Source organism: Bacillus sp. J14TS2 (assembly GCF_018333015.1).
Taxonomy (GTDB): Bacteria; Bacillota; Bacilli; order Bacillales; family Bacillaceae_C; genus Lederbergia.
Genome location: NZ_BORE01000001.1, coordinates 211,773 through 225,628, shown reverse-complemented (window position 1 = coordinate 225,628; position 13,856 = coordinate 211,773). Strand labels below are relative to the sequence as shown.

The 13,856-nt window shown below is 38.4% G+C and carries 9 protein-coding genes; all 9 read left to right on the top strand.

Annotation, left to right across the window (positions count from 1 at the left end):
• The first annotated feature begins 290 nt into the window (after positions 1 to 290).
• Positions 291 to 908, top strand: coding sequence for a YesL family protein (locus tag KI375_RS00895; RefSeq protein WP_212971676.1), 618 nt, complete (start codon positions 291 to 293; stop codon positions 906 to 908).
• Positions 909 to 929: 21 nt separating this feature from the next.
• Positions 930 to 3,191, top strand: coding sequence for a helix-turn-helix domain-containing protein (locus KI375_RS00890; protein WP_212971675.1), 2,262 nt, complete (start codon positions 930 to 932; stop codon positions 3,189 to 3,191).
• A gap of 511 nt (positions 3,192 to 3,702) precedes the next feature.
• Entirely contained in the window at positions 3,703 to 4,665 is a 963-nt protein-coding gene (locus tag KI375_RS00885) for an ABC transporter permease (RefSeq protein ID WP_212971674.1), read from the top strand.
• A gap of 14 nt (positions 4,666 to 4,679) precedes the next feature.
• Positions 4,680 to 5,585, top strand: a complete 906-nt coding sequence (locus KI375_RS00880) for a carbohydrate ABC transporter permease (protein WP_212971673.1) — start codon at positions 4,680 to 4,682, stop codon at positions 5,583 to 5,585.
• 188 nt (positions 5,586 to 5,773) lie between these two features.
• Positions 5,774 to 7,387, top strand: a complete 1,614-nt coding sequence (locus tag KI375_RS00875; RefSeq protein ID WP_244852149.1) for an extracellular solute-binding protein — start codon at positions 5,774 to 5,776, stop codon at positions 7,385 to 7,387.
• A 75-nt stretch (positions 7,388 to 7,462) separates the two neighbouring features.
• Complete coding sequence (locus tag KI375_RS00870; protein ID WP_244852147.1) at positions 7,463 to 9,073, top strand: extracellular solute-binding protein; 1,611 nt, start codon at positions 7,463 to 7,465, stop codon at positions 9,071 to 9,073.
• Between the two features lie 114 nt (positions 9,074 to 9,187).
• Complete coding sequence (locus KI375_RS00865; protein ID WP_212971672.1) at positions 9,188 to 10,795, top strand: extracellular solute-binding protein; 1,608 nt, start codon at positions 9,188 to 9,190, stop codon at positions 10,793 to 10,795.
• A 207-nt stretch (positions 10,796 to 11,002) separates the two neighbouring features.
• Positions 11,003 to 12,412, top strand: coding sequence for a sulfatase family protein (locus KI375_RS00860; protein ID WP_212971671.1), 1,410 nt, complete (start codon positions 11,003 to 11,005; stop codon positions 12,410 to 12,412).
• Between the two features lie 34 nt (positions 12,413 to 12,446).
• Positions 12,447 to 13,727 carry a sulfatase-like hydrolase/transferase gene (locus KI375_RS00855; RefSeq protein WP_212971670.1) on the top strand — a complete coding sequence of 427 codons (1,281 nt, stop codon included), beginning with the start codon at positions 12,447 to 12,449 and terminating at the stop codon, positions 13,725 to 13,727.
• The last annotated feature ends 129 nt before the right edge of the window (positions 13,728 to 13,856 follow it).

Below are 13,856 nucleotides of genomic sequence, written 5' to 3'. Positions count from 1 at the left end.
AATAAAAAAGAGGGAGGGAAGATTAACGCTAACATGCATGTCATTGACAAAGAAAAAAACTATTTCTATGATAGGATTAAGAGGATGTTCGAAAAGTCTGGTAAAAATGTCACTTCAAGATAAAGGATCTTCGACTAAGCACCGACATGTCCTGTGAACAACGACATCAGCGGTTCTAGCCGGATTGGTCCTTTTTACCCTTCTTCTTGAACAAGCAATTCAAGAGAAAAAGAAAACGATTGATCGAAAATTCGTAAGAAACACTCGGTTTTTGAAAGGAATTAAAAAAGATGGAACATGTATCAGGTTTATTTAGATGGGTATATGAAATAGGCGATGGATTGGCAAAGTTGATTTATTTGCATATTCTTTGGGTGCTTTTCACCTGTGTAGGTCTCGGTATTTTTGGTGTTTTTCCGGCAACTGCGGCCTTGTTTTCAGTTATTCATAAATCAATTGAAAGAAAGCGGGGAGAGTCGATCTTCCGAACCTTTTATACGAGTTATAAGAGTCAGTTTTTAAAAGCCAATGGCTTTGGATTCATTATCACAGCATTTGGCCTCTTTTTATATTGGGATGTCACCATTTCAAAACAGGTGATTCAATCTGCTATTTTGCACGTAATTCTACTTGTCTTTTGTTTCTTCTATTTTATTACGGTCCTCTATTTCTATCCTGTTTTTGCGCGTTATGAATTGAAAGGCTTTCAATATATAAAACAAGCTTTTCTTATCGCCATCAGCAGGCCGTTTGAGACGATCGCTATTATTCTTTGCTTACTTATTCTGTATTATGTTTTTGTTTTCATTCCCGTTTTATATGTATTCATGGGGGCGGCAATGGTGGCCTACCCTGTGATGTGGTTCGCTATGCGTGCTTTCATGGGAATTGAAAGGAAGAAATCGTGAAGTGGAAAGAGGGAATGAAATATGCTTGGAAAAATAGAAAAATCAAGCCTCATCTATAAATATATTATCTCTTATTTATTGGTGTTTTTAATTCCCTTTGTCTTTATGAGTGTGTTTATTTATTATAATTCTGTTTCAAGCCTGCGTACGGAAATTGAACAATCCAATATTAATAAATTAGAACAAGTTGAAAATATGACAAATGAGCGGATCAAAGAATTGGAAAAGATTGCATCAAGTATTGCCTATGATCCTCGGTTAACTCCCTATATGATGGAGCATGGGTATTATGGGAAAGAAGCACAGGATGAATTAAGAAAATATAAAGATAATAGTTCCATTATTCAAGAGCTCTTTGTGTATTTTCATAATCAAGGTCAATTAATTTATTCTTCTAATGGACTGTATTCTTTTACTACGCTTACCCAAAGAATATATCAATTTGATACATGGGAAAAAGACAGCATGGTGCAACAGTTACACTCAGCCCAACCACTCATCCTGCCTGTTGGAGATGTAACTTTAAAAAATGGTGTAAGGGATCGGATGATTGCTTTCATTTTTCCGATTGCCCCAAACAATCCCAATCCATATGGATCTGTGATGTATTTTATCGAAGAATCGACTTTAACCGATATGATTGAAAATATCCTCGCTGATTTTAAAGGGAATACTTATATTTTAGATGAAAATCAGCAACTAGTTGTCTCAGCAGTAAAGGGTGAAGAAATCTCATTCGCACAGCTTGATCCAACGCTCATCGAAAAAAGGGGAGTTCAGACGACGCGCATTAATGGACAGAAATATTCTTTGGTGACGGTCACTTCCGATATGAGTGGATGGACTTTTGTGACACTGATGGATTCGGACCAATTTTTCGAACGGGTTATTCATCGTGCAACATTTATCATTGTGTTATTGATCATCATACTTCTAGTTGGTTTAGCTGCCGCTATTTTATTGGGGAAAAAGCAATATCGGCCGATTCAAGGCCTATTTGAATTTGCTAAAATGAGCAGTACAAAGACGCCAAATTGGGGTGGAGAAAACGAACTGGAAGCGATACGTCAAACGATTACCACTATTTTTAAAGATCATAAAAGCTTATCAGAAACAGTAGATTTGCAGAAACCGTATGCCAAAGAACAATTATTGACGAAAATGCTAAAAGAAAGTTTTCCGAATGAGCAGGAAATTGAGTCGATGCTTCGAGCCTTAAATATGACAATGAATGAAGGGCCTCATTTTGTAGCAATCGTTGAATTTCAAAAGGAAGAATATGAGGGGAACCAACAAAATTGGGAGCAATTCATTGATTCTCTGTCCCAACTTACATTACCAAATGCAACAGTAAACGGCGTTGATTTACTATACCAACAACATACTCTGGCATTTATTATAAGTCTAGAGGAAAAAGATGACATTGAACAACAACGGCGTATGCTTGTGGAAACTCTTCAACAGTTTATTCAGAAGCACTCACCATTAAAAGTACTAATTGTGACAGTAGGAACGAGTTACGAAAAGAAAAATCATATTAATCGTTCTTATATTGAGGCTTTGACTGTCTTAGATTATCAATTTGCCGTCTCAGAGGGAAGTCTTGTATTTTTTGAAGAGTTAGGATCCCCAGGGGAGAGAGCGCTTGGCTACCCGAGGGAGGATCAAATGAAGCTGGCGCAAAGCTTGAAACAAGGAGATCAGGTAGTTGCCTTGGAAACCTTGCATACGATGCTAACGAATTTGGCTAAAGCGGAAATGTCTATTCAGGCGTTAAAATATATTTGTTTCGACATTATCAACACCGTGATTAAGACAGCGATGGAGCTGCAACTAACGCTAAATTTGGATGATTACAAGGAACTGGGAGAATTTCAATCTGTCGAACAGCTTAGTCAACACCTTAGTCCCCTTATTTTAAAAATATGCCAAACAGTAGAAGATAAGACAGAAAACCGCAGTCAGCATCTACGCCGAGAGCTTCTGGAATATATTCAGGAGCATTATACAAGCTATGATTTAACTTTAGAAGGCATCGCTTATCATTTTGAATTATCCGTTCCATACCTGAGTAAATTTATCAAAGAACAAACAGGTGAAACCTTTACCCAGTATGTTTTAACTTTACGTATGGAAGCAGTAAAAAAACAATTAAGAGAAACCAATCAACCGATTAAAGAGATTGTATCGAATGTTGGCTACAAAGATGTGGCCAACTTCACACGGCGTTTCAAACAACTAGAAGGAGTCACCCCAGGACAATACCGAAAATTAAACCGGTGACAAGAAAAGCGGAAGCGCCCGTTTAGCGACGTACAAACTTTTTAAGCTTCTGACGAGATAAAGGAAACACGGCGAAGCATGAGCCGATGTTGACTTATCGTAGGAAGAAGCTGAAAGTTTGCTAGTCGCTGGGCGCTGGAGCTGGACAAAAAAAGCGTAAGCGCCTGTACAGCGACACTAAAGATGCCGTGTTCTCTGAGCTGAAATAATCTCGTACCTATTACAAGGTACGAGATTATTTTTTTGTCTAAAAGCAAAGGGGAGGTAATTTATTTACCAAGATTCGACATTATTTCCTTTAGAATAAGCCTTTCTAGGTGAAGCAAAACGCACATATTAGATTAACTCGTACATATTCGTGCGTTGTGAGCCCTTCTATTATCAAGGTTTGTCCTATCAAAAGTTTGAAAGTTGGAACGCTTTCATTAAAATCGACATATTGTGTACAAGTTGTCGAAAAAATAGAATAAGGGCAAGCTGAAAACACTTTCACTTAAAAGGAGGCAATCGAATGAGCTCGAATACAACCACAGAGACTCAACAAAAAGTACAGCTGAAAAGTCGGCCTGTCACAACCAAATTTCGTAAGGCCTTACAGAATTGGCAGCTATATGTATTTGTTCTACCTGCTTTTTTATACTTTTTGATCTTCCATTATGTACCGATGTATGGAGTTCAAATTGCATTTAAAGATTTCATTCCTACACTCGGGATTTGGGGGAGTGAATGGGTAGGGTTTGAACATTTTACTAGATTCTTTGAATCCTACTATTTCTGGGATTTATTAAAAAACACATTAGGAATTAGTGTATATGAATTAATTGTTGGTTTTCCATTACCGATTATTTTAGCTTTAGCTTTGAATGAGGCGAAGGACGGTATATATAAGAGGTTTGTACAAACGGTTACATATGCGCCTCATTTTATTGCCGTTGTCGTTATTTCTGGAATGATTATTTCCTTTCTCTCACCAACGACCGGAATTATCAACCATATTATTGGCTTTTTTGGCATAGGACCTATCCCGTTTATGGAAGACCCAAAATGGTTTAAAACGATCTACGTTTTTTCTGGAGTTTGGCAAAGCACTGGTTGGGGAACGATTATTTATTTGGCAGCCCTTGCAGGTGTTAGTCCACAGCATCACGAAGCAGCAATTGTCGATGGGGCAACGAGATTGCAGCGAATTTGGCATATTAATATACCAGCGATCATACCGACAATGGTAATCCTGATGATTTTAAATGTCGGTAATATATTGGCCATGGGTTTCGAGAAAATCCTACTTTTGCAAAATCCATTAAACCTAGAATCTTCCAATGTAATCGCTACGTTTGTCTATGAATCTGGTTTATTAAATGCCCAATATAGTTTCTCTGCCGCTGTCGGTCTATTTAACTCGGTGATTAACGCCATCTTGTTAATCGTTGTGAACAAAATTGCTCAAAAAACAAGCGAAACCAGTCTTTGGTAAGGAGGTAGATTAATTTGGCATCAGTGATAAAAGATACGAAGGCTGATAAAATATTTAAGGTTTTTAACTTTCTCTTTTTAACATTAGCAATGCTTGTTGTTCTCTATCCTTTGATTTATATCGTTAGTGCGTCGATAAGTGATCCAAAAGCTGTTAATTCAGGGGATATGTGGTTACTTCCAAAAGGGGTTACATTTGAAGGCTATAAGATAATTTTTGATAATCCTGATATTTGGAAGGGTTATCTGAATACGATTTTTTATACCGCCCTTGGTACAGTGATCAATTTAGCGATCACCATCCCTGCAGCTTATGCAATGTCACGACGTGACCTTTCAGGACGCGGTCTATTAATGGGGATGTTCGTATTAACTATGTTCTTTAGTGGTGGATTAATTCCCACTTATTTAGTTGTTCGGAACTTAGGGTTAATCGATACAGTTTGGGCGATGGTCTTACCGAATGCAGCCGCTGTCTGGAATATCATTGTGGCACGTGTATTCTTCCAAACCTCAATTCCAACAGAATTGGAAGAAGCAGCGATTATTGACGGTTGCACCAATTTCAAGATGTTTGCCAAAATTATTTTGCCTTTATCAGCTCCGATTATTGCTGTTATGGCTTTATTCTATGGTGTTGGGCATTGGAACGGGTACTTTAATGCGTTAATTTATTTATCTGATAAGCAACTATATCCGTTACAACTTGTCTTAAGAGAAATACTAGTGTTACAAGAAATGTCCTCTAATTCCACGGAGATTTCAAGTAGCTTAGCAGAAGCCATGAATAATAAGCAGCAGTTGGCGGCAGTAATTAAGTATGGGGTAATGATTGTTTCAACATTACCAATTATTATTGTCTATCCATTCCTACAACGCTATTTTGTAAAAGGGGTGATGATTGGATCATTAAAAGGATAACAGGAGTGGGTGTAAAGATAGAAAAAATGGGCTCTATTGTTTAGAAATGGGTTTTAACTGAGGAAAATGGGTTTCTCCGTTCGAGAATGGGCCTCTTAAACTAACAATGGGGCTCGCAGTCCTAATTTCCAAAAAATGTTAGGGAGTTTTCTAACGATTAATTTCAAAATAAGAAAGGGGTTTTTATCTTGAAAAAGTCATTTAAGTTAGTTTTAACGGGCGTATTATCAGCGACCTTGCTGCTGAGTGCCTGTTCATCATCATCAGGAAGTGATGGGAAAAAGGAACCTGCACGAAAAGTGAAGGATGTTGAGGTTCAAAAAGAAGGATTTCCGATTGTCGATGAGAATATCACTTTAAGGATGATGGCACCAGGAACAGGCCTGGCAGAATGGAAAGATATGCCGACATTGCAGGAATATGCAGAGAAGACAAATATAGAATTCAAATACAATACGCCACCGCTAAGTGATTTCCAAACAAAATTGAACTTAGCCTTTGCAAGTGGAGATATTGCGGATGTGGTGTATGCCGCTGGAACTAATAATTTAACTCCCGGAATGGAAGTGGATTACGGGGAACAAGGCGTGCTGATTCCGCTTGAAGATTTAATCGATGAATATGCACCAAATATTAAACAATTGCTTGAAGATAGACCAGATGTTAAAAAATCAATTACAACACTGGATGGTCATATTTATTCTTTACCTACAGTAAATGAACTGACAACAGCTTCCTGGTATATTGGACCGAATTGGTATAATGGCCAGTGGTTAGATGCATTGGACGTAAAAGAGTTACCGAAAACAACGGATGAATTTTACGAATTGCTAAAACGGTTTAAAGAGGAAGATCCGAATGGGAATGGAGAAGCAGATGAAATTCCTTTAACAGATGTTAAACTGAATTCAATGCGTCCATGGTTGCTCGCTGCATTTGGTATGAAAGAATGGGATATTGAAGAAATCGATGGTAAAGTAAGATATGCACCAATTACCGATAATTATAAAGAGTATTTGACATTTATGAACAAACTCTATAAGGAAGAATTGCTTGATCCAGAAACTTTTTCACAATCTGATGAACAAAAGAAAGCGAAAGGGCAAGATAATCGCTTAGGTGTATTCACTGATTTCTATTCCTTCTTTACAACAGGAGAAACGGAAGAGGAATCAATGAATAACCCAATGTATTATCCATTGACAAGCTCAGTTTCACCTGAGCCAATACTTCCAAGAAATCCAGCTATTCAAAGAGGAACATTCTCGATTACGAAAAACAATCCATATCCAGAAGCAACTATGCGTTGGGTTGATTATTTCTATTCACAAGAGGGCTACGAATTTTTAAACCAAGGGCCTGAAGGATATCTTTGGGAAGAAGGAGAAGGTGGTGAGAAGGAGTACCTAGAAGATCCACCGAAAGAATTTAAATCAATGGAAGATTATCGCGGTACACTCACACCTGCTTACGGAATAGCGGCTCCTGCCCTTGAGAGACCAATCGAAGGAAAAGATGAATCTGAGTTTGATCAATTTATTGAGAAGGAAACAAACGAAAAAATTGAACCATTTGCAGAAGTTCCCTTTCCTCTCGTTTATTTAGAGAAAGATGAGCAGAAACAGATCAATAATATCCAAGTTGATTTAAAATCCTATGTTGAGCAAATGGAAGCAAAATTTATTACAGGCGTTGAGCCATTATCAAACTGGGACAAATACGTACAAACAATTGAAAATATGCAAATTGAGGAATATGTAAAAATTCATCAAGATGCCTATGACCGTTGGAAAGAGAGTTAAAAATTTAAAAATATTAAGAGAAAAACAAATCAGTGGGAAAGGGCAGCACGTCCCACTGATAGGAGGAATACTATATTGAGAAAATCACTTAAATTAGCCCTAACGGGTGTGTTATCAGCGACACTTTTACTAAGTGCCTGTGCATCCTCAGGAAATGATGGCAAAAAAGGAACAGCCTCAAAAGCAAAAGATGTGGAAGTTCATAAGGAAGGATTTCCGATCGTCGATGAAAAAATAACTTTGAGCATGATGGCACCAGGATCAGGAATTGCAGAGTGGAAAGACATGCCGACACTACAAGAATATGCAAAAATGACAAATATAGATTTTAAATACAATACACCACCTATCAGTGACTTTCAAACAAAATTGAATTTAGCTTTTGCGAGTGGAGATATTGCTGATATCATTTATGCAGCTGGGACAGAGGATTTAACACCAGGAATGGAAGTCGATTATGGGGAACAGGGTGTCTTGGTTCCGCTTGAAGATTTAATCGATGAATATGCACCAAATATTAAACAATTGCTTGAAGATAGACCAGATATCAAAAAATCGATTACAACTATTGATGGACATATTTATTCTATTCCTAGAGTGGCTGAAGGTCCAACCTCTTCATGGTATAGAGGGCCGATTTGGTATAATGGCAAGTGGCTGGAAGCACTTGATGTGAAGGAATTGCCAAAAACAACAGATGAATTTTATGAACTATTAAAACGGTTTAAAAATGAAGATCCAAACGGGAATGGAAAAGCAGATGAAATTCCTCTTACAGATGTAAAACTAAATGCGATGCGTCCATGGTTACTTGCAGCCTTTGGCATGAAAGAATGGGGCATTGAGGAGATTGATGGGAAAGTAAGATATACACCGATCACAGAAGATTACAAAGAGTATTTAACTTATATGAATAAGCTTTATAAAGAGAAATTACTTGATCAAGAAACGTTCTCTCAATCGCCTGAACAGAAGAAGGCAAAAGGACAGGATAACCAACTAGGCGCATTCACAGACTTCTTTTCCTTTTTCACAACGGGTGAAACAGAAGAGGAATCAATGAACAACCCAATGTTTTATCCGTTGACAAGCTCGGTTTCACCTGAAATCGTTATTCCAAGAAATCCAGCTATTTCAAGAGGAACATTCTCGATTACCAAAAACAACTCGTATCCCGAAGCATCCATGCGTTGGCTTGATTATTTTTATACTAGTGAAGGCTTTGAGTTCTTGACAGAGGGCCCTGAAGGACATTTATGGGAGAAAGGGGAAGACGGGAAGAAGGAATACCTAGAGAAACCACCAGAAGGTTTCAAATCAATGGAAGATTACCGAGGCTCCATCACGCCTAATTATGGTATTTCAGCCCCTGCCCTTACTGGTCCAATCGAAGGAAAAGAGCAGTCTGACTTCGATAAATTTATTGAAGAGGAAACAAATGAAAAAATAGAACCCTTTGCAGAAGTTCCTTTTCCTCTCGTATATTTAACCAAAGAGGAACAGAAACAGGCTAATAATATTCAAGTAGATCTAGAATCTTATGTCGAACAAATGGAAGCGAAATTTGTCACAGGCGTAGAGCCATTAGCTAATTGGGATAAATACGTAAAAACAATTGAAAATATGCAGATTGAGGAATATGTAAAAATCCATCAAGATGCTTACGATCGTTGGAAAGAGAGCTAAAGAGAATAGCGCAAGGCGCCTGAAGCTAGACATCGATCGAGACATGCAATTCTGAGAGTATCAAAAAAATCGGTGGGGGAAGGTAACTTATCCCACTGATAAGGGGGGTCACTCATGAGAAAATCATTTGCATTCGTCCTAACAGGTGTAGTAGCGGCGACACTGCTACTAAGTGCCTGCTCATCACCAAACAACGATAAACAAAAAGACACATCTTCAAAAGTAAAAAATGTTGAGATTAATAAAGAAGGATTTCCGATTGTCGATGAAAATATCACTTTAAGCATGATCGCACCAGGAACGGGTCTAGCGGAATGGAAAGACATGCCGACTTTGCAAGAATATGCAAAAATGACCAATATCGACTTAAAATACAGTACACCGCCATTAAGTGATTTCCAAACAAAATTGAATTTGGCATTTGCGAGTGGTGATATTGCGGATATCATTTACGGTGCGAGCTCCAGTAACTTGACCCCAGGAATGGAAGTGGATTACGGGGAGCAAGGTGTTTTAATCCCGCTTGAAGATTTAATTGATGAATATGCGCCAAATATTAAAAAGTTATTTGAAGAAAGACCAGATGTTAAAAAATCAGTGACAACACTTGATGGACATATTTACTCCTTGCCAAGAGTACAGGAAGGTTCGACTTCCAGCTGGTATTTAGGGCCGATTTGGTACAATGGCCAATGGCTTAAGACACTTGGTGTAGAGGATGTGCCCAAAACAACAGACGAATTTTATGAATTGCTAAAAAGATTTAAAGAGGAAGATCCGAACGGAAACGGAGAAGCAGATGAAATCCCATTGACAGATGTGAAAATGAACACCCTTCGTCCTTGGTTACTCGGTGCTTTTGGTATGAAGGAATGGGAGATTGAAGAAGTAGATGGAAAAGTAAGATATGCACCGATCACCGAGAATTATAAAGAATATTTAACCTTTATGAATAAATTATATCAAGAGGGATTACTTGATCCAGAGGTATTCTCACAATCAGATGAACAAAAGACAGCCAAAGGACAGGATAATCGCTTAGGTGTGTTCACATCTTGGTATTCATATATGTTAACCGAGGAATCAGAAGAAGATGCTGTAGATAATCCGATGTATTTTCCATTAACAAGTTCAGTATCACCTGAACCTCTAATCCCAAGAAACCCTGCAATCCTAAGGGGAACATTCTCGATTACAAGCAATAATGCATACCCGGAAGCGACCATGCGTTGGATCGATTATTTTTATTCTAAAGAAGGCTTTGAATTCCTGAACGAAGGACCTGAAGGCTATTTATGGGAAGAAACGGAAGATGGAACAAAAAAAGACCTTGAAATTCCAGCAAGCTACAAAACGCGGGAAGACTATCGCGGTACAATCACACCGGATTTTGGAATTAATGCTCCAGCCCTCACTGGTCCTATTGAGGGAAAAGAGATAACGGAATTTGAAAAGTTTATTGAAAAGGAAACAGAGGAAAAAATTGAGCCATATGCAGAAGTACCTTTCCCACTTGTTTACCTAACAAAAGAAGAACAGAAAAAAGTAAACGATATTAAAGTGGACTTACAATCGTATGTTGAACAAATGGAAGCGAAATTTGTCACAGGTGTGGAACCACTAGCAAATTGGGATAAATACGTAAATACAATTGAAAATATGCAGATTGAGGAATATGTGAACATTCATCAAGATGCCTATGATCGTTGGAAAGAGAGTTAATAAGCATGAGGAATCACAGGGAAAACGGTTTCCAATTTACAGGAATCCACTTACAATTCCTGCAAAGCATGATAAACTAAAGTGGAAATCGACAATCAGTGAGAAAGGCAAGCCCTCTCACTGATTGCTATTTCATTTTACCTGTCTCTTTACGAAGGGAATATCTAGCAAGAATTATTTTGCGTGAAAAAGCGAAGGAGGATTCAGATGCCTAGTAAACAACCGAATATTCTTTTTATTTTAACAGATCAACAACGTGTGGATACATTAAAGGCTTACGGTGGAGAGGTGTGTCAAACACCTAATATTGATCAGTTAACAACTGAAAGCATTGTTTTTAATAATACATACGCTAGCTGTCCAGTGTGTACACCAGCGCGCGCATCTCTGCAAACAGGGTTGTATCCACATAACCATGAAATGAGAAATAACACCTCAGAGCCAGCATGTAAATATGATAGCTTGCCGAATTCTAGTGAGTTGCTTAGCAACAGACTAAAGGAGCAAAACTACAGTGTTGGTTATACGGGCAAATGGCATTTGGGCTGGGGGCCCACAAAGGTTGGCTATGAGGGCGATGACTTTCCGGGCCATGGTGCTGGAGGACATGGTTATGAGCAATATCATGATTATTTAAAGGAAAAGGGACTAGAAGTAAAGCTTGAAAATAAAATGTCAGGACATTATAAAGGTCATTGGGCAGCAGAGGTTGTCTCGCCTGTTGAAACAACTGTTGAATACTTTTTAACCGATCAAGCCATTCATTATATTGATCAATTCCGACAAAGAGAAAATCCTTTTTATTTTCAACTTAACTTTTGGGGACCACATGAACCTTATGTAGCACCGACAAAGCATTTAGACCTTTATCGTGATCTCGATCTTGAACCATGGGCGAATTTTGATGATGAATCGACAAATAAGCCAGCCATTCATAATTTGAAAAGAGCCAAGACTACTGACTGGAAAACGTTTGAACCTTATGTAAAGCATTATTTTGCTAATGTAAGTCTGATTGATGAACAAATTGGCCGATTAATCGACTATTTAAAACAGCATGATTTATATGAGAATACGATCATTATCTTTTCTGCTGACCACGGCGAGTCACTAGGAATTCATGGGGGATTATGTGATAAAAACTTCTTTATGTATGAAGAAACATGCCGGATTCCCTTGATTGTGAAGCCGCAAGAAAAGTTACCGGAAACAAAATATGAGGAGCGATTTGTAGGCACCTGCGATTATTATTCTAGTATTTTAGATTGGGCAGGAGCCAATCAAGCAGAAATATCCCGGGATGGGAGATCTTTTGTACCTCTTATAAATAATGAAGATGTGAAGGATTGGCCAGATCATGTTGTAACAGAAGGTAATGGTCTTGCTGAAATTTTGTATACTCAACGGATGATTCGCCAGGGACAAATGAAATATATTTTTAATTGTGGAGATACCGATGAGTTATACGATTTGGAAAAGGATCCACATGAGCTCAACAACGAAATTGACAATAGCGAGTATCAAGAGACTCTTACAAAGATGAGAGAATTATTGGCGGTTTGGATGGAAGAACATAATGACCTTGCTTTAGGACAATTCAAAGATCTACGTTTTTAATGAACAAATAGTATGATTCGGAAGGTGATTGATTTTGTCGAAACCCAATTTTATTATTTTTTATTGTGATGACCTAGGATATGGTGACTTAGGATGTTATGGATCAGAGCATGTGAAAACACCAAATATTGATAAGCTTGCAGAAGAAGGCATTCGATTTACGAATTGGTATTCCAATTCCCCGGTATGCTCACCTTCTAGAGCCTCTTTATTAACCGGGAAGTATCCTGCTCGTACAGAGGTTGATCAAATTTTAAGTGGGAAAAGAGGGGCAGCTGGATTATCAGCGGAACATGAAACCATTCCTGCTAAATTGAAAGCAAATGGTTACCGTACAGCGATGTTTGGCAAATGGCATTTGGGTACGACGCCAGAGACACGTCCCAACGCTCATGGTTTTGATGAATTCTATGGTTTCCATGCGGGATGCATAGATTACTATTCCCATATTTTTTATTGGGAAAACCCACCTGTTCATGACCTTTGGCATAACAAGGATGAAGTCTGGAACAATGGCGAATACATGACAGAATTAATCACAGAGAAAGCCGTTGAATTTATTCAAAATGAACGTGAAGAGGAACAACCATTTTTCTTATATGTTCCTTATAATGCGCCTCATTATCCAATGCATGCCCCAGAGAAATACATGGAGCGATTTGCTCATTTACCATGGGACCGCCAAGTCATGGCCGCAATGATTTCGGCTGTTGATGATGGGGTCGGGGAAATTGTCAACGCCCTGAAAAGACTAGGAAAATATGAAGACACGATGATTTTCTTTTCCAGTGATAATGGCCCATCGGCAGAAGTGCGCAATTGGCTAGATGGTACAGAAGATAAGTATTATGGTGGAAGCGCTGGGATTTTTAGAGGCCACAAAGGAAGTTTATTTGATGGAGGAACTCGGGAACCCGCGATTTTAAGTTGTCCGTCTCTTATCCCAGGAGGGCAGGTTTCCGATGAAATTGGCGTGATGATGGATATCCTTCCAACCTTTATGTCCTTTGCCGATGTATCTTTTGAAAAAGAAGGATTGGATGGCGATTCGATTGTCGAAATGATAACAAAGAACGGAAAAAGTCCCCATGACCAGGTATTTTGGGAATATAATGACCAACTGGCTATTCGTCAAGGAAAGTGGAAGCTCGTTTTAAATGGAAAGCTAGATTTTGATAAAGCTATAGAGGATACAGTTCATCTCTCGAATCTTGAAGAAGATCCTAGTGAGCGAACCAACCTAGCTGCACAGCACCCTGAATTGGTAGAACAAATGACAACGGATCTACACGAATGGTATGAAAGTGTGAAATAGATAGGAAGTAAGAGACTTATAATGGGAAACTCAACTTTGTTTTTGGAATAATCTCCATTGAGCAAAGGTGGTGTTTCCTTTATAAGTTAAAAACAAGTTGGAAGCGTTGTATAGTGGAACATTTGAGGA

Coding starts and splice junctions, on each gene's coding strand:
- KI375_RS00895 (WP_212971676.1), top strand. CDS start 291: ATGGAACATGTATCAGGTTTATTTAGATGGGTATATGAAATAGGCGAT.
- KI375_RS00890 (WP_212971675.1), top strand. CDS start 930: ATGCTTGGAAAAATAGAAAAATCAAGCCTCATCTATAAATATATTATC.
- KI375_RS00885 (WP_212971674.1), top strand. CDS start 3,703: ATGAGCTCGAATACAACCACAGAGACTCAACAAAAAGTACAGCTGAAA.
- KI375_RS00865 (WP_212971672.1), top strand. CDS start 9,188: ATGAGAAAATCATTTGCATTCGTCCTAACAGGTGTAGTAGCGGCGACA.
- KI375_RS00860 (WP_212971671.1), top strand. CDS start 11,003: ATGCCTAGTAAACAACCGAATATTCTTTTTATTTTAACAGATCAACAA.